This window comes from Cupriavidus phytorum, assembly GCF_003254285.1.
Taxonomy (GTDB): domain Bacteria; phylum Pseudomonadota; class Gammaproteobacteria; order Burkholderiales; family Burkholderiaceae; genus Cupriavidus; species Cupriavidus phytorum.
In genome coordinates this window covers 488,617-503,553 of sequence record NZ_QKZN01000002.1, presented here as the reverse complement: position 1 = coordinate 503,553, position 14,937 = coordinate 488,617, and the positions used below count along the sequence as shown (strand labels likewise).

The 14,937-nt window shown below is 70.9% G+C and carries 13 protein-coding genes and 1 tRNA gene; 6 read left to right on the top strand and 8 right to left on the bottom strand.

The features are described 5' to 3' along the window. Nucleotides 1–2: 2 nt before the first annotated feature. From prmB to C7416_RS07720, 5 genes are all read left to right on the top strand, one after another. Nucleotides 3–896, top strand: coding sequence for a 50S ribosomal protein L3 N(5)-glutamine methyltransferase (gene prmB, locus C7416_RS07740; RefSeq protein WP_111517861.1), 894 nt, complete (start codon nt 3–5; stop codon nt 894–896). A 279-nt stretch (nt 897–1,175) separates the two neighbouring features. Next, the gene (locus tag C7416_RS07735) at nt 1,176–2,447 is read left to right on the top strand and encodes an MFS transporter (RefSeq protein ID WP_111517860.1); all 1,272 of its coding nucleotides are present in this window, start codon (nt 1,176–1,178) and stop codon (nt 2,445–2,447) included. Nucleotides 2,448–2,628: 181 nt separating this feature from the next. Continuing rightward, the gene (locus tag C7416_RS07730) at nt 2,629–3,627 is read left to right on the top strand and encodes a tripartite tricarboxylate transporter substrate binding protein (protein WP_111517859.1); all 999 of its coding nucleotides are present in this window, start codon (nt 2,629–2,631) and stop codon (nt 3,625–3,627) included. Between the two features lie 30 nt (nt 3,628–3,657). Then, entirely contained in the window at nt 3,658–5,205 is a 1,548-nt protein-coding gene (locus C7416_RS07725; protein ID WP_111517858.1) for a class I adenylate-forming enzyme family protein, read from the top strand. 117 nt (nt 5,206–5,322) lie between these two features. Beyond that, a tRNA-Val gene (locus C7416_RS07720) sits at nt 5,323–5,399 on the top strand. Between the two features lie 63 nt (nt 5,400–5,462). On the opposite strand, the gene C7416_RS07715 is transcribed toward C7416_RS07720, so the two are convergent. Genes C7416_RS07715 through C7416_RS07705 form a run of 3 tightly spaced genes read right to left on the bottom strand, consistent with a single transcriptional unit; the run spans nt 5,463 to nt 8,671 of the window. Further along, nucleotides 5,463–6,614: a CaiB/BaiF CoA transferase family protein gene (locus C7416_RS07715; protein ID WP_111518122.1), complete on the bottom strand. Its 1,152-nt coding sequence runs from the start codon at nt 6,612–6,614 to the stop codon at nt 5,463–5,465. A gap of 25 nt (nt 6,615–6,639) precedes the next feature. Next, complete coding sequence (locus tag C7416_RS07710; protein WP_111518115.1) at nt 6,640–7,653, bottom strand: NADPH:quinone oxidoreductase family protein; 1,014 nt, start codon at nt 7,651–7,653, stop codon at nt 6,640–6,642. Between the two features lie 10 nt (nt 7,654–7,663). Continuing rightward, on the bottom strand, nt 7,664–8,671 hold the full coding sequence (locus C7416_RS07705; RefSeq protein ID WP_111517857.1) for a tripartite tricarboxylate transporter substrate binding protein: 1,008 nt from the start codon (nt 8,669–8,671) through the stop codon (nt 7,664–7,666). A gap of 183 nt (nt 8,672–8,854) precedes the next feature. Here C7416_RS07705 and C7416_RS07700 point away from each other — a divergent pair, with 183 nt between their 5' ends. After that, the gene (locus C7416_RS07700) at nt 8,855–9,754 is read left to right on the top strand and encodes a LysR family transcriptional regulator (protein WP_111518113.1); all 900 of its coding nucleotides are present in this window, start codon (nt 8,855–8,857) and stop codon (nt 9,752–9,754) included. 13 nt (nt 9,755–9,767) lie between these two features. Here C7416_RS07700 and C7416_RS07695 read toward each other — a convergent pair whose 3' ends face one another. From C7416_RS07695 to C7416_RS07675, 5 genes are read right to left on the bottom strand one after another with little or no spacing between them, the layout of a single operon-like run. After that, nucleotides 9,768–10,730, bottom strand: a complete 963-nt coding sequence (locus C7416_RS07695; protein WP_111517856.1) for a phosphatidate cytidylyltransferase — start codon at nt 10,728–10,730, stop codon at nt 9,768–9,770. Next, nucleotides 10,727–11,353, bottom strand: coding sequence for a lysophospholipid acyltransferase family protein (locus tag C7416_RS07690; protein ID WP_111517855.1), 627 nt, complete (start codon nt 11,351–11,353; stop codon nt 10,727–10,729). Before C7416_RS07690 ends, C7416_RS07695 begins: the two co-directional genes overlap by 4 nt. 6 nt (nt 11,354–11,359) lie before the next feature. Next, complete coding sequence (locus tag C7416_RS07685; RefSeq protein ID WP_258400989.1) at nt 11,360–11,776, bottom strand: hypothetical protein; 417 nt, start codon at nt 11,774–11,776, stop codon at nt 11,360–11,362. Nucleotides 11,777–11,792: 16 nt separating this feature from the next. Then, on the bottom strand, nt 11,793–13,169 hold the full coding sequence (locus C7416_RS07680) for a phosphatase PAP2/dual specificity phosphatase family protein (protein ID WP_111517853.1): 1,377 nt from the start codon (nt 13,167–13,169) through the stop codon (nt 11,793–11,795). After that, a complete protein-coding gene (locus C7416_RS07675) occupies nt 13,166–14,935 on the bottom strand; it encodes a bifunctional alpha/beta hydrolase/class I SAM-dependent methyltransferase (protein WP_111517852.1) in 1,770 nt (589 codons plus the stop codon). The genes C7416_RS07680 and C7416_RS07675 overlap by 4 nt, the downstream gene beginning before the upstream one ends. Nucleotides 14,936–14,937 lie beyond the last annotated feature (2 nt).

The window sequence follows — 14,937 nt, the reverse complement described above, 5'->3', positions numbered from 1 at the left end:
CCATGGCAACGCCCTCTCCCCTGCGCACCGTGCGCGACCTGCTGCGCCTGGCCGTGTCGCGCTTTACCGCCGCGCGCCTGTCCTTCGGCCACGGCAGCGCCAACGCCTATGACGAGGCGGCCTACCTGGTGCTGCATACGCTCAGCCTGCCGCTCGATACGCTCGATCCCTTCCTCGATGCGCGGCTGCTGCCCGAGGAAGTCGAGGCCGTGCTGAAAGTGATCGACCGCCGCGTCAACGAGCGCGTGCCGGCCGCCTACATCACCCACGAGGCCTATATGCACGGGCTGCGCTTCTACGTCGATTCGCGCGTGATCGTGCCACGCAGCTTTATCGGCGAACTGCTGCAGGAAGGGCTGGAGCCCTGGGTCGGCGAGAGCGACAGCATCGGCCCGGTGCTGGAGCTGTGCACCGGCTCCGGCTGCCTGCCGATCGTGGCCGCGCATGTGTGGCCGAACGCGAAGATCGACGCGGTCGACATCTCGCCCGATGCGCTCGCCGTGGCGCACCGCAATGTGGCCGACTACAAGATGGAAGACCGCATCCGGCTGTACCAGGGCGACCTGTACGCGCCGCTGCCGCACGGCGCCACCTACGACGTGATCCTGACCAACCCGCCCTACGTCAACGAAAGCTCGATGCAGGCGCTGCCGCCCGAATACCTGGCCGAGCCGCGCATCGCGCTGGCCGGCGGCGACGACGGCATGGACGTGGTGCGGCGGATCATCGCCGGGGCCAAGGCGCGGCTGAACCCGGGCGGCGTGCTGGTGGTGGAGATCGGCAACGAGCATGCCAATGTGGAGGCGGCCTTCCCGGAACTGGAAATCGTATGGCTGCCGGTCAGCGCCGGGGATGAGCAGGTGTTCCTGCTGACGTACGACGCGCTGCCGGGCTGATACGCACCAGCGAACCGCTTGTTTGCTCCCCTCGCCCGCTTGCGGGAGAGGGGCCGGGGGAGAGGGCAGGCACTTGCGTAACGCGACGGCCTCGACTTCGTGGAAACTCCCGCCCTCTCCCCGACCCTCTCCCGCAAGCGGGAGAGGGAGTACACAATCGGCAGCGCAACTCCCCGCCCGCGCAATCTGGGCGCGCAATCTGGGCGAACACCGGCCAACCGTTGATCCGGCAACGCGCGCAGGCCCTACACTCGCTGCAGAGACAGCGCCACTGACGCCGTGACCCCCAGCAATATCCCCCCTTCCGGATCGCCCCCAGGCGCCACGGCCCTGCCCGCGCGCACCCCGGCCGCGTACGCCGTGCGCGGCATCGCCATCCTGACCTTTGCCTTTGCGCTCAGCCAGTTCTTCCGCTCGTGCCTGGCGGTGATGGCGCCGGAGCTGCAGCACGATTTCGGCTTGTCGCCGGCGGGCTTCGGCGCGCTGTCGTCGTCGTTCTTCCTGGCCTTCGCCGTGGCGCAGATCCCGGTGGGCATCGCCTTCGACCGCTATGGCGTGGGCCGCCCGACCGCGCTGCTGCTGGCGGTGGGCGCGCTGTCGTCGATCCTGTTCGTGCTGGCCCCCAACGGCGGCGCCGCCACGCTGGCGCAGATGGGCCTGGGGCTGGCGTGCGCGCCGGTGTTCATGGGGCTGCTGCATTTCGCCTCGGAGCAGCTGTCCGAGCGCGACTACACCCGCGTGGTCAGCCGCTCCAACGCCACCGGCATGATCGGCTCGCTGTGCGCGACCGCGCCGCTGGGCTGGGCCATCTCGCTGGTGGGCTGGCGGCCGTCGATGGCGGTGTCGGCGCTGGGCATGGTGGCGGCCTGCTATGGCGTGTGGCGCTGCGTGCGCGACCAGGGCCATGCCGAGGCGCGCGGCGCGTCGTGGCCGGCGATGCTGTCGGAAAGCCTGCAGCTGCTCAAGCTGGCGCCGCTGTGGACGCTGATCCCGCTGTGCGTGGCGATGGCCGCCGGCACCGCCTTCCGCAATGCCTGGAGCGGGCCCTACCTGGCCGACGTGTTCAGCCTGGGCTCGGCACCGCGCGGCGTGGCGCTGACGCTGCTGAGCCTGGCCGGCTTCCTGACCGCCTTCGTGCTGCCGGTGCTGGTACGGCGCAGCACGCTCAAGGCAGCCATCGCCGGCTGGGCGTGCCTGGCCATGGCCGGGGGCGTGCTGCTGTCGCTATGGCCGGACCGCGGCATCGGTTATGGGGTGGCGATGATGGCGCTGCTGTCGACCATCGGCATGCTGCATCCGCTGGTGATGGCGCAGGGCCGCGGGCTGATCCCGCCGTCGCAGCGCGGGCGCGGGCTGGGGCTGCTCAATACCTTCGTGTTCCTGGGTTCGGCACTGACCTCATGGGCCTTCGGGCTGATCGCCAATGCCGGCCATGTGCGCGGCTGGCCGCTGCCGTCCACCTACGCTGCCATCTTCCTGTCGGCGGCGGTGCTGATCGCCGCCGCGCTGGTGCCCTACTGGTTCAGCCCGCCGCATCCGACCAGCCATTAGCGGCTCCGATTCGCCGGCACCGATTCCCCGGTACCGCTTCGCCCGCAAAAAGCCAGACTTATCGATTTAAGAATTCCGCTGGCAGCCTGACGCCATTACCGTTGGTGACATCCACTTCCCCGCCGGATTCGGCGCAGGGACCCCGGCTGCGTGCGCGGCCGGCACAACGAGGAGACACCCGATGGCATCCACTCCGCGCCCCGCCCGGGGCCGCCGCGCATGGCTGGCCGCCATGCTGGCCACCGCAGCCGCAGCCGCCCTGCCCGCCGGCGCCGCCGCCGAGACCTGGCCGGCGCGGCCGATCCAGCTGCTGATTCCCTACCCGCCCGGCGGCAGCGCCGACCTGCTGGCGCGTCCCGTCGCCGCCAAGCTGCAGGAGCGCCTGGGCCAGCCGGTGGTGCTGGAATACCGGCCGGGCGCCGGCGGCACCATCGCCAGCCAGGCGCTGGCGCGCGCCAAACCCGACGGCTACACGCTGATCATGGTGCTGGCGGCGCATGCCATCAACACCAGCCTGTATCCGCGGCTGCCCTACGACACCCGCAAGGATTTCGCGCCGGTTTCGCTGGTGGCCAACCTGCCGATGATCCTGGCGGCCAGCCCGTCGCTGCAGGCCACCAATGTGAAGGAGCTGATCGCCGAGGCCAAGGCCGCGCCCGGCAAGCTGACCTTTGCCTCGGCGGGCAACGGCAATACCGGCCACCTCGCGGGCGAACTGTTCGATTCGGTGGCGGGCATCAAGATGACCCATGTGCCGTACAAGGGCAGCGCCCAGGTGGTGACGGCGATGCTGTCCGGCGAAGTCCAGCTGACCTTCGACAGCATCTCGACCACGCTGCCGCATGTGAAAAGCGGCAAGCTGCGCGCGCTCGCCGTCACCGGCAGCCAGCGCGCCGCCGTCGCCCCGGAGGTGCCGACGCTGGCCGAGGCCGGCGTGCCCGGCATCAGCATTACCGGCTGGTACGCGATGCTGGCACCGGCCGGCACGCCGCAGCCGGTGATCGACCGGCTCAGCACCGAGATCGCCACCGTGCTGCGCCAGCCGGAGCTGAAGGCCACGCTGGCGGCCAACGGTTATGAGCCGGTGGGCTCGACGCCCGCCGCGCTGCGCACCCATATCGACGCCGAGATCAACCGCTGGAGCAAGGTGGTGAAGGACTCCGGCGCGCAGATCCAGTAATGCTTGCCGCATCCACCAACACTGCCCGACATGACCCAACCGACTCCGCTGCAACGTCCCTTCACCACCATGTCCGTGCTCGTGCGCGAGCACGCCGCGCAGCGCCCGGCGCAACGTGCGCTGATGCATGGCGAACGCGTGCTCGACTACGCCGGGCTCGACGCCGCCATGGACCGCATTGCCGCGGCACTGGCGCGCGACGGCGTGCGGCCCGGCGAAGCCATCGCCATCTGCGCCGCGTCGTCGATCGAATACGCCGCGGTGTACCTGGGCGCGGTGCGCGCCGGCGTGGTGGTCGCGCCGCTGGCGCCGTCGTCCACGCCCGACAGCCTGGCCGGCATGATTGCCGACGCGGGCGCACGCTTCGTGTTCACCGATGCCAGCGCCGACGTGCTGGCGCCGGTGCGCGCCAGGCTGGCCGGCACGCCCGTGATCACGCTCGACGACAGCGACGCGGGCCGGCCATACACGGACTGGCTCGCGCCCGCCGGCACGCCGGTGACGGAACCCGAGATCCGTCCGGAACTGCCGCTCAACATCATCTATTCGTCCGGCACCACCGGCGCGCCCAAGGGCATCGTGCAATCGCACGGCATGCGCTGGGCCCATGTGTCGCGCGGCGCCGCCACCGGCTATGGCACGCACGCGGTCACGCTGCTGTCGACGCCGCTGTATTCCAACACCACGCTGGCCAGCTTCTTCCCCACCATCGGCCTGGGTGGCACGGCCATCCTGATGGCCAAGTTCGATGCGGCCCAGTACCTGGCGCTGGCGCAGCAGCATCGCGTCACCCACACCATGCTGGTGCCGGTGCAGTACCAGCGCCTGCTGGCGCATCCGGCGTTCGACCAGCACGACCTGTCCGCCTTCCGGCACAAGTTCTGCACCAGCGCGCCGTGCAGCCCGACGCTGAAGGCCGAAATCCTGCGGCGCTGGCCCGGCGCGCTGACCGAGCTCTACGGCATGACCGAAGGCGGCGGTGGCTGCCTGCTGTTCGCCGACCAGTTCCCGCACAAGCTGCACACCGTCGGCCGCCCCGCCACCGGCGCCGACGTGCGCATCATCGACGAGGATGGCCGCGAGCTGCCGCCCGGCAGCACCGGCGAAGTGGTGGGCCGTTCGGCGGCGATGATGAACGGCTACCACAACCAGCCCGAGAAGACCGCCGAGACCGAATGGCATGACGCGCAGGGCCAGCGCTTTATCCGCACCGGCGATATCGGCCGCTTCGACGAGGACGGCTTCCTGGTGCTGCTGGACCGCAAGAAGGACATGATCATCTCGGGCGGCTTCAATATCTACCCGAGCGACCTCGAGGCGGTGGTGCGCGAGCATCCGGCGGTGTCCGAAGTCTCGGTGGTCGGCGTGCCGTCGGAGCGCTGGGGCGAGACCCCGGTGGCCTTTGTCGCGCTGCGCGCCGACGGCGGCGCGAGCGCGCAAGAGGTGCTGGCGTGGGCCAACGAGCGGCTGGGCAAGACCCAGCGGCTGGCACAGATCCACGAGGTGGAGAGCCTGCCGCGCAGCGCCATCGGCAAGGTGCTGAAGCGCGAACTGCGCGATCGCGTCGCAGCGGCCTGAGGCGACCTGAGGCCGACCTGAGGCCGACCTGAGGCGCCCTGCCAGGCACCCACGCAAAAAGTTGCGCGGGGGTGCTTGCGCAATCGTGAAGCGCTCTCTATAATTCGCGCCTTCGCTAGGCTCGTAGCTCAGCTGGTTAGAGCACCACCTTGACATGGTGGGGGTCGTTGGTTCGAGTCCAATCGAGCCTACCAACGCACAAGGGACACGGACGGTACGCAATCGCGCACCGTCCGTTTTTCTTTTGCGGCTCCGCTTCAGGCGCCGATGCCGAACTCGGCCAGCACCGCCTCGGTATGCTGGCCAAGCGCCGGCGCATTCCCTGCCGGCCGGTCTCGTCCCGCCATGCCGGGCAGGTTGGCCCACGGCACCTCGCCTATCCCTGCCAGCGGCAGCCGGCCGAACACGCCCGCCTGCGCGCACTGCGCGCTCTGCAGCAACTCGCGTGCATGGCCGACGCGCGCGAACAGCACATCGTGCTCGGTCAGCAGCGCCTCCCAGTGCGCCAGCGGCTGCGCGGCCAGCGCCTGCGCCACGCGCCGGCCCAGTTCCGCCGCGCGCGGCAGCCGGCCGGCGCTGCTGTGCAGCGACGCATCGGCAAGCCAGTCATCGAATCCCAGCAGCCTGGACAGCCGCAGGAACATCGCGTCGTTGAGCATGCTCAGGTACAGCGCGCCATCGGCCGCCTCGAACAGCCCGGTCGGCGCGTTGGCCGCGGCCAGCTCGGCGTCGGGGAACATGGCATCGTCAATCATCAGGTAGGACTGCAGCGCGGCGCTGGTCTCGAGCAGCGACAGCCGCACATGGCGGCCGCGGCCGCGGCGCGCGGCCTGGTACAACGCCGCCGACGCCTGCTGCGACGCGTACAGCCCGGTGGCCAGGTCGACCATGAAGAAGGCGATGCGGCGCGGCTGGCCGGCGGCGTCGCGGTTCAGGTGCATCAGCCCGCTGTAGGCCTGCATGGTGGTATCCACCGCGGGCCGGTGCGCCAGCGGTCCGGCATGGCCGTAGCCCGAGATCGAGACATAGACCAGCGCCGGGTTATGCGCGGCCAGGGCCTGGTAGCCGACGCCCATGCGTTCGGCCACGCCGGGGCGGAAGTTCTGGATCACCACGTCGGCGCGCTGCGCCAGCCGGCCGATGGCGGCGCGGCCGTCGGCGTTGCGCGCGTCCAGCACCACGCTTTCCTTGCCCGCGTTGCAGGCGACCGCGATCGCGGTCTGGCCGGCGCGGATGCGCCCCATCTGCCGTGACCAGTCGCCGCCCGGCGGCTCCACCTTGATCACGCGCGCGCCCTGCTGGCGCAGGATCAGCCCGCAGTACGGGCCGGCGATGCCCTGGCTCAGGTCGAGCACGGTCAGGCCGTCGAACATGGCGTCGTCCTCGGTCGCCGCGATTGCATCGTGCATGACATCGTGCATCAGTTGGCTCCGTTCAGATATCCAGCATGACCTTGCCGATGGCACGGCGCGACATGGTGGTGTCGACCGCGTTCAGCCAGTCGTCCAGCGCAAAGTGCTGCAGCACCGGCGGCGCCAGCCGGCCGCTGGCGGCCGCCTGCATGATCTCGCCGACCATGGCCTGCACCCGTGGCGCAAAGCGCCGGCGCTCGTCGGTCAGGCCCCAGCCGATGTAGTAGCCAAAGTTGAAGCCGACCAGCGTCAGGTTCTTCACCAGCAGCAGGTTGGCCGGCACCGACGGGATGCGGCCGCTGGCATAACCGATCGACAGCAGCCGCGCGCCCGGCGCCGCACAGCGCAGCGAGGCATCGAACAGGTCGCCGCCGACCGGGTCGAACACCACGTCGGCGCCGCCGGCCGGGCATAGCGCCTTGACCGATGCCGCCAGCGTCTCGGCATCGGCTGGTAGCGCATGCGCAGCGCCGTTGGCAAGTGCGGCTTCGCGCTTGGCCGCGGTGCTGGCGGTGGCAATCACGCGCGCGCCCATCAGCTTGCCCACCTGCACCGCCGCCGTGCCCAGCGCGCCGCTGGCGCCGTGGACCAGCATGGTGTCGCCCGGCTGCAGGGCCACGCGCCACGCCAGCGCGGCCCACACCGTGCCGCAGGTGATCGGCAGCGCGGCGGCGTGCGCGAGGGCGAGTCCGTCCGGCACCGGATAAACCGTATCCGCGGTCGTCACGACTTCTTCGGCAAAGCCGCCCCAGTCCAGCGCCGCCGCCACGCGCTGCCCCACGTGCAGCCGCGTCACGTCCGGCGCGACCTCCAGGATCTCGCCGGCCGCTTCGGTGCCCGGCGTGAATGGCAACGGCGGCTTGCGCTGGTACTTGCCCGACACGAACAGGCTGAGCGCAAAGCCGACGCCCGCGTGCCGCACGCGGATGCGCACCTGCCCCGGCCCGAGCGGCTGGCGCCGCAGGCGCCGCAGTTCCAGTTCGCTCCAGTGGCACCAGCGCGAGCAGACCAGCCCCAGATAGTCGTTGTCTTGCATGGTCAATCCCTTACTCCAGCGTGATGCCGACATCGCGGATGATGCGGCTCCATTTGTCGCGGTCGTTCTTCATCACCGTGGCGAAGGCCTCCGGCGTGCTGCCCACCGGCACCAGGTTCAGGTCCTGCATCTTCCTGGCGATCTCGGGCAGGCGCACGATGCGCGCAACCTCGCGCGACAGTGCATCGACCCGCGCCCTGGGCACGCCGGCCGGGAACAGCAGGCCCATCCACGCATCCGGCTCGAAGCCCTGGTAGCCGGCCTCGCGGAAGGTCGGCACCCTGGGCAGCAAGGCCGAGCGCTCCGCCCCGGCAAGCGCCACCGGCACCAGCTTGCCGCCCTGCAGCAGCGGCATCGCCGTGCCCACGGCAATAAACCCGAGCTTCACATGCCCCGCCGCCAGGTCGGTGGCGAGCGGCGCACCGCCCTTGTACGCCACGTGCTCCATCTGCAGGCCGGCCTCGCGCTTGAACAGCTCGCCCAGGATATGCCCGGTGGTGCCGGCGCCGTACGAGCCATACGGGTACTTGCCGGGATTGGCCTTGAGCAGCGCCACCACCTCCGGCAGCGTGCGCGCGGGAAAGTCCGGCGACACCGCCAGCATGGTGGACGAGATCGCCACCTCGCTGACCGGCGTGAAATCCGCGATCGGGTCATAACCGATGCCGCGGTACAGCGACGGGTTCTGCACGTGCGCGGTAAACGTCAGCAGCGCGGTGTAGCCGTCCCTGGGCGCCCTGGCCACATACTTGGTGCCGGTGGTGGTGCCCGCGCCGGGCTTGTTGTCGACGATCACGGGCTGGCCCCAGCTTTTGGTCAGTTCCTGCCCGATCAGCCGCGCCACGGCGTCGTTGACGTTGCCCGCCACCGACGGCACCACGATGGTCAGTGGCCGCGACGGATAGGGTTCGGCGGGGGCGGGATCGGCAGCCGCGGCCGCGGCCGGTATCAGGGTGGGAACGGCGGCCAGCACTATGGCGGTCATGGCTGCGCGCAGCCATGCGGAACGGTATGGCATCGATGGGTCTCCTGTCTGGCTCCCTTCTGTAGTGCCCGCCGCAGTGTCCACTGCTGTGCGATGCGCGAGGGATGCCACGCAGTCTAGGCCAGCGCCCGGGCCGGCGTGATTCCTGCGCGGCGCTAGCCAAGTCCTGGCAGGCATGGCGCTACAATGGCCCGCACCCCCAGCGCCATCCCGCCCATGCGATTCGAGGATCTAGAAGCCTTCCTGGTCGTGATCGACCAGGGCAACCTGCACCGCGCCGCCGAGACCCTGGGCATGACCCAGTCCGGGCTGTCCAAGACGCTGGCGCGGCTGGAAGGCGAAGCCGGCATGCCGTTGTTCGAGCGCACCCCGCGCGGCCTGGTGCCGACCGGCGCGGGCCGCACCCTGGCCGCGCATGCGCGCCGGATCTCGCTGGCCGCCGGCGACATGCGCAGCGAACTGGCCGAGCAGCGCGCCGCGCGCGCGGGCACGGTGCGCCTGGGCGCCATCCCCTACCTGCTGCCGTCGCTGCTGTCGCCGCTGCTGGCGCGCTTCTTCCTGAGCCGGCCGCTGGCCACGTTCTCGATCGAGACCCATCTGAGCGCGCGCCTGATGGCGATGCTGCAGAACGGCGAAGCCGACCTGATCCTCGCTGCGCGCCCCGCCAGCGTGCCGGCGGAGGTTGCCTGGCTGCCGCTCGGCCCGCTCAGCATGCAGATCGTGTGCCGCAGCGCCCATCCGCGCCGCGACGGCTTTCGCACGCTGGCCGACCTCGCCGGCGAACGCTGGGTGGTGCCGGCCAGTTCGCTGTACCTGCGCCAGTGGCTGGAAGAACGGTTCACCGCGGTCGGGCTGCCGCCGCCGCGCGTGGCGGTGGAAAGCACGGCGTCGCCGGTCGCGTTCGGCGAACTGCTGCGGCACTCCGACCTGCTCGGCATCATGCCGCCGCGCATGCTGCGCCAGGCCGAGGGTCAGGGACTGGCCGCGATCGAGGCCCCGGGCACGTCGTGGCAGCACGAGCTGGCGGTGCTGTGGCGCGCCGACGGCTACCTGTCGCCGATCTGCCAGGACTTCCGCGATGCCGTGGTGGCGTGGTGCGAAGAGATGGCGCTGTGAGGCCCCGATCGGCTCAGGGCACCCACCAGTAGCGCGTCACGTGGAAGAACACCGGCGCGGCGAACACTACCGAATCGAGCCGGTCGAGCATGCCGCCGTGGCCCTGGATCATGTGGCCCCAGTCCTTGATGCCGCGGTCGCGCTTGATCGCCGACATCACCAGGCCGCCGAGGAAGCCCATCAGCGCGATCACCAGCGCGATCGCGCCGGCCTGCCACGGCGAGAACGGCGTGATCCACCACAGCGCCGCGCCCAGCGCGGTGGCGCTGGCGACGCCGCCGACAAAGCCCTCGACGGTCTTGGACGGCGACAGCAGCGGCGCGATCTTGCGCTTGCCGCACAGCTTGCCCCACACGTACTGCAACACGTCGCTGCCCTGCACCACGATCACCAGGAAGGCGATCAGCAGCAGGTTGCGGCCATCGAAGCCAGGGATCGGCAGCGTCAGCAGCGCCGGCACGTGCGAAATGCAGAACACGCACACCATCACCGCCCACTGCACCCCGGCGCAGCGCTCCAGGAAGCGCGTGGTCTCGGACGACAGCGCCGCCAGGATCGGCAGCACCAGGAAGGCATAGACCGGGATCAGGATCGAGAACATGCCGTACCAGCCGATATAGACCAGCACGTACTGCAGCGGCAGGAACACGAAGAACGCGGCGACGATGGCGCGATGGTCGCCGCGCCGCGTGGTGGTGATGGTGACGAACTCGCGCAGCGCGAAGAACGACAGCAGGTAGAACAGCACGATCACCGCGGTGCGCCCCAGCGCAAAGGCCACGCCCATGATGCCGATCATCCACCACCAGGCCGACACGCGCTGCCCCAGGTTGTCGATCACCGCGTGCTGGCCGCCGCCGGCGACGCGCCAGCGCAGCAGCGCGGTCACGGTGGAAGCGAGCAGCAGCACGCCGAACAGGCCGCCGAACAGCAGCCAGGTCTCGCGGCTCCAATGCAGGGTGGGCATGGCGTTCATTCCAGTTCCGGGGCCAGGGCGAGCAGGCCGTCGCGGCAGCGCGCAAGGAACGCTTCCTTGCTGTCGTCGGTGGCGAGCCGCAGCGGTTCGCCGAAGGTCACGGTGCACAACAGCGGCACCGGCACCACTTCGCCCTTGGGCATCACGCGGTTCAGGTTGTCGATCCACACCGGCACGAACTCGACCGCGGGACAGGCCCGCGCCAGGTGGTAGATGCCGCTCTTGAACGGCAGCAGGCGCGCGTCGGTGGTGTTGCGCGTGCCTTCGGGAAACAGGATCAGCGAGTCGCCCGCCGCCAGCCCGGCCTGCATCAGCGCCACCGGGTCGCTGCCGGGTTCGCTGCGGGTGCGGTCGATCAGCAGCGCGCGGAACACGTCGCGGCCGATAAAGCGGCGCAGCGGTGATTTCTGCCAGTAGTCGGCGCCCGCCACCGGCCGCGTCACCGTGCGCAGGTCGGGCGGCAGGCAGCCCCAGATCAGCACGAAATCGCCGTGGCTGCTGTGGTTGGCAAAGTAGACGCGCTGCACCGCGGCCGGGATGCAGCCCTGCCAGTTGGCGCGCATGCCCGTCAGCAGCCGGGCGAAGACGATGATGGCGCGCGCGGTCGCGCGGGCAAGCCACATGGTTGGTTACCTCAGGATCAGCGATAGCAAGGCCAGCAGCAGCTGGCACACGGTCAGCACCGCGCTGGCGCGCACCAGGCGCAGCGCGCCGCGGGCGCGTTCAGCCATGGGGCGCTCGGCGCGCTGGGCGGGCATCCAGCCCAGTTCGAGCAGCGCGGCATCGAGCCTGGCCAGCCCGGGCTGGTCCGGCGCGCAGGCCGCAAGCGCACCGAACAGGCGCTGGTCGATCGCGACGCGCAGCAGCAGCCACAGCTGGGGCAGCGCCAGCAGCAGCGCCAGTGCCGCCGGCCAGCGCGACATCGCGGTGCCCGCGCCCAGCCCAGCCGCCAGCATGGCGAACGCCAGTCCGGCGGCGCCGATCCACGCGGCTCCAGCCAGCGCGCCCGTCACCGCGTGCGCGATCCAGGCGTCGGTACCTTGCACGACATCAGCGTCCCGGTCAGCGGCCATCGCCAGGCTCTTGGATAGCGGCATGATCCAGGCAGCGCTGCAGCGCTTCGGCATGTTCGGGCTCGAGCACCACCGCCGGCCGATGCTGGCGCAGCAGCGCCAGCGCGGCGCCGGCATCGCGCAGCCCGTGCCGCCGCGCCAGCCACGCCGCCGCCACCAGCGCGCTGCGCGAATAGCCCAGCGCACAGCTGACCAGCACGCGGCGTCCCTGCCGTTGCCAGGCGTCGAGCTGCGCCACCGCCTGCGCGAGCTGCTGCGGCGTCGGCACGGTCAGATCCAGCACGGGTACGCAGCGATACGCCAGGCCGGGTGCCGTGGCCGCGCGCGGCAGCTCGGCGCTGAGGTCAAGCACGGCATCCGCACCGAGCGCGCGCAGCTCGGACGTTGTCGGGAAGCGGCCCACCCAGACACCCGGCGCGATCGCGCTGGCCTGCGGCGCGCGCCACGTCCACCAGCGTGAATTGATGAAGGCGCCCAGCAGGTAAGGCGCCAGCACCCAGCGCGCGGCCGGCGCCATGGTGCCGTCGCCATCCTTCTGGAACCACGCCGGCGCCGCCAGCGCGTAGATGCGTGCCACGCAGGCCAGCGCCAGCGCCGCCCACAGCAGCAGGAACGCCAGCGTCACCGATGCGCCCACCGCCAGCACCGCGCACAGCAGCGCCACCACCGCGCCCACGCCGTAGCGGCGCGACAGCTGCCGCGTGCGCGCATCGGGCGCGCCGGCCGCGGCCGCGGGCAGCTGCATCGGCAGCAGGTAAACGCACAGCCAGCCCACCAGCGCGCCGGTGGGCACGTCGATCAGGTGATGCTGCCAGGTGGTCAGCACCGACACCCCGATCAGCGCAAACCAGCCGTGCAGCAGCCAGCGCCAGCCGCCGCGCAGGCGCGCCGCGAAGGCGACCCACAGGATCACCAGCAGGCTGATATGCAGCGACGGCGCCTGGTTGAACGGCAGGTCGAAGCCGCCCAGCAGCGTGAACAGCTGGCCCGGCAGGCCGTCGGCAGCGGGCCGCGCAAAGCGGAAGCGCAGCGGGAAGGCGATAAAGCACACCACCGACACCAGCTGCGCCATCACCAGCCGCTTCACGTGCGTCAGCAGCGCCGCGCGGCTGCGCCACAGGAAGAACGAGAGGCCGTACAGCAGGTCGATCGACCAGTACGGCACGATGGTCCAGGGCAGGAACGGAATGCCCCGCTCCCATGCGAAATAGAACGACGGCACCTCGGCGCGCTGGCTCGCCAGCCAGTTGGCAAAGCCATAGCTGGAAAAGAACAACGCGCCGGCCAGCGCCAGCAGCAGGCACGCCAGGCCCCACGGCCGCCGCGGCTGCACCCCGGCGCCCGCCTGCGTCGGCACCGTGCTCATGCGCCGCGCCTGCGCGCCAGGCTGACGGTGAAGATGCCCCACGGGTCGATGCGCTGCGTGACCTTGTCGAAGCCGGCGGTCCGCACCAGTTCATCCATCTCGGCCTGCGAGCGGCGCCGCATCACCCAGGCGGCGCCGGCGCGATGGCTGGTCAGCGCGCGCGCGATGAACTCCAGCTGCGGATGCCAGGGCTGGCCGGTGTAGACCAGGTAGCCTCCCGGCGGCACCGCGCGCGCCAGCCTGTCGAGCGAGCGCCGCACCATGGCGTTGTCGGGGAACAGCTCGTACAGGCCGGACACCACCGCCAGCGTCGGCGCCGGCGCCAGCTCGGCCAGGCTGTCGCCGTCGAAGGCATCGCCCTGCTCGAAGCGGGCCACGCCCTGCAGGCCCTTGGCGGCGATCAGCGCGCGGCCCTGCTCCACGTTCAGCGCGCTGTAGTCGCGCAACAGGATCGACTCGACCGCGCCCGCGCCGCCCTCCAGCGCGCCCAGCGCTTCCAGCACGTAGCGGCCATGGCCGGCGGCGATATCGACCATGCGCACCGGCATGCCGGCCACGCGCAGGCGCCGCACCGCCTCGGCGATCAGCGCCTCGGCGTGGACCTTGCGCTGGCGGATGCCGCGCCAGCCGATCGCGTCCAGGTATTGCCGGTCGGCCAGCCGGCCCGGCGCGCCGCGGCCGGACGGCGTGTTGCGGTAGACATAGTCGAGTGTCGAGCCCGAGTCGAAGCCGGTCTGATGGCCCAGCCGCACCCCGTCCGACAGCATCCCGCCCAGCTTCAGGTTGGCCCGCGCCGCGCGCCAGTACCAGGCGGCCAGTCCGCCCGGCGCCGACGCCAGCCGGTCCGCCTCCTCGCGGAACGGGCCGATCTGGTCGGCGTCGAGCAGCGAGCGCGGCGCCGACGGCGTGTCGAATTCGCGCAGGATAAAGCGGCGCGCGGCATCGACCGCCTGCTTGCGATCGCGCTCGCCAAGGGTATCGTGGTAGAAGCCGTCCAGCACGATGCGTTCCTTGGTGCGCGAACCCAGGCGCTCGTAGAAGCGGTCCTGCGGCCCGCGGTGCACGACCCAGTCGGCGCCGGAGATCAGCAGTTGCGTCGGCACCGTGATCGCGGCCGCATCGGCGACGATGCGCTCGGCGGTCTGGTACAGGTCGAGCAGGATATTGACCGCGATCGGGCGCGTGATCAGCGGATCGCTGTCATAGCTGGCGATGCGCTCGGGATCATGGGTCAGGAACTTTGCCTTGACGTAGCTGTTGACGAAGAACTTGCCGCGCAGGCGCTGCATCAGCTTCAGCCCCGGCCGCGCGAACGGCACGTACAGCTTGACCTTGAACGCCGGCGACGCCAGCACCAGCGCGCGGATCGGCGGCGCGTAGTCGTGCACCCAGGTCGCGGCCAGCACCGCGCCCACGCTCTGCGCGACCACCGCGGTACGTTCCAGCGGGATGCCATGGACCTCGGCGATATGCGCGGTGAAGGTCTGGATGTCGCGCACCGAATCGGCCAGGCTGGGGCTGTAGCCGCGTTCGCCGGGCGAATTGCCATGGCCGCGCGCATCCCAGGCGAAGATGTCGTGGCCGGGCAGGTTGAGCTCGTCGGCAAGGTGGGCGACCCGGCCGGAATGCTCGTGGCCACGGTGGAACAGCAGCACGGCGCCACGCGCCGGCCCTTCCACTGCGGGCCAGTGGCGATAGCACAGCGCCTGGCCGTCGTGGGTCTCGAATTGCCGCTGCAGCGGCTGGCGGGAAGACGGTCGGTCCATCG

Excerpts from the sequence above, each read along its gene's own strand:
- prmB (WP_111517861.1), top strand. The coding sequence starts at position 3 with ATGGCAACGCCCTCTCCCCTGCGCACCGTGCGCGACCTGCTGCGCCTG.
- C7416_RS07730 (WP_111517859.1), top strand. The coding sequence starts at position 2,629 with ATGGCATCCACTCCGCGCCCCGCCCGGGGCCGCCGCGCATGGCTGGCC.
- C7416_RS07725 (WP_111517858.1), top strand. The coding sequence starts at position 3,658 with ATGACCCAACCGACTCCGCTGCAACGTCCCTTCACCACCATGTCCGTG.
- C7416_RS07715 (WP_111518122.1), bottom strand. The coding sequence starts at position 6,614 with ATGCACGATGCAATCGCGGCGACCGAGGACGACGCCATGTTCGACGGC.
- C7416_RS07710 (WP_111518115.1), bottom strand. The coding sequence starts at position 7,653 with ATGCAAGACAACGACTATCTGGGGCTGGTCTGCTCGCGCTGGTGCCAC.
- C7416_RS07705 (WP_111517857.1), bottom strand. The coding sequence starts at position 8,671 with ATGCCATACCGTTCCGCATGGCTGCGCGCAGCCATGACCGCCATAGTG.
- C7416_RS07700 (WP_111518113.1), top strand. The coding sequence starts at position 8,855 with ATGCGATTCGAGGATCTAGAAGCCTTCCTGGTCGTGATCGACCAGGGC.
- C7416_RS07695 (WP_111517856.1), bottom strand. The coding sequence starts at position 10,730 with ATGAACGCCATGCCCACCCTGCATTGGAGCCGCGAGACCTGGCTGCTG.
- C7416_RS07690 (WP_111517855.1), bottom strand. The coding sequence starts at position 11,353 with ATGTGGCTTGCCCGCGCGACCGCGCGCGCCATCATCGTCTTCGCCCGG.
- C7416_RS07680 (WP_111517853.1), bottom strand. The coding sequence starts at position 13,169 with ATGAGCACGGTGCCGACGCAGGCGGGCGCCGGGGTGCAGCCGCGGCGG.
- C7416_RS07675 (WP_111517852.1), bottom strand. The coding sequence starts at position 14,935 with ATGGACCGACCGTCTTCCCGCCAGCCGCTGCAGCGGCAATTCGAGACC.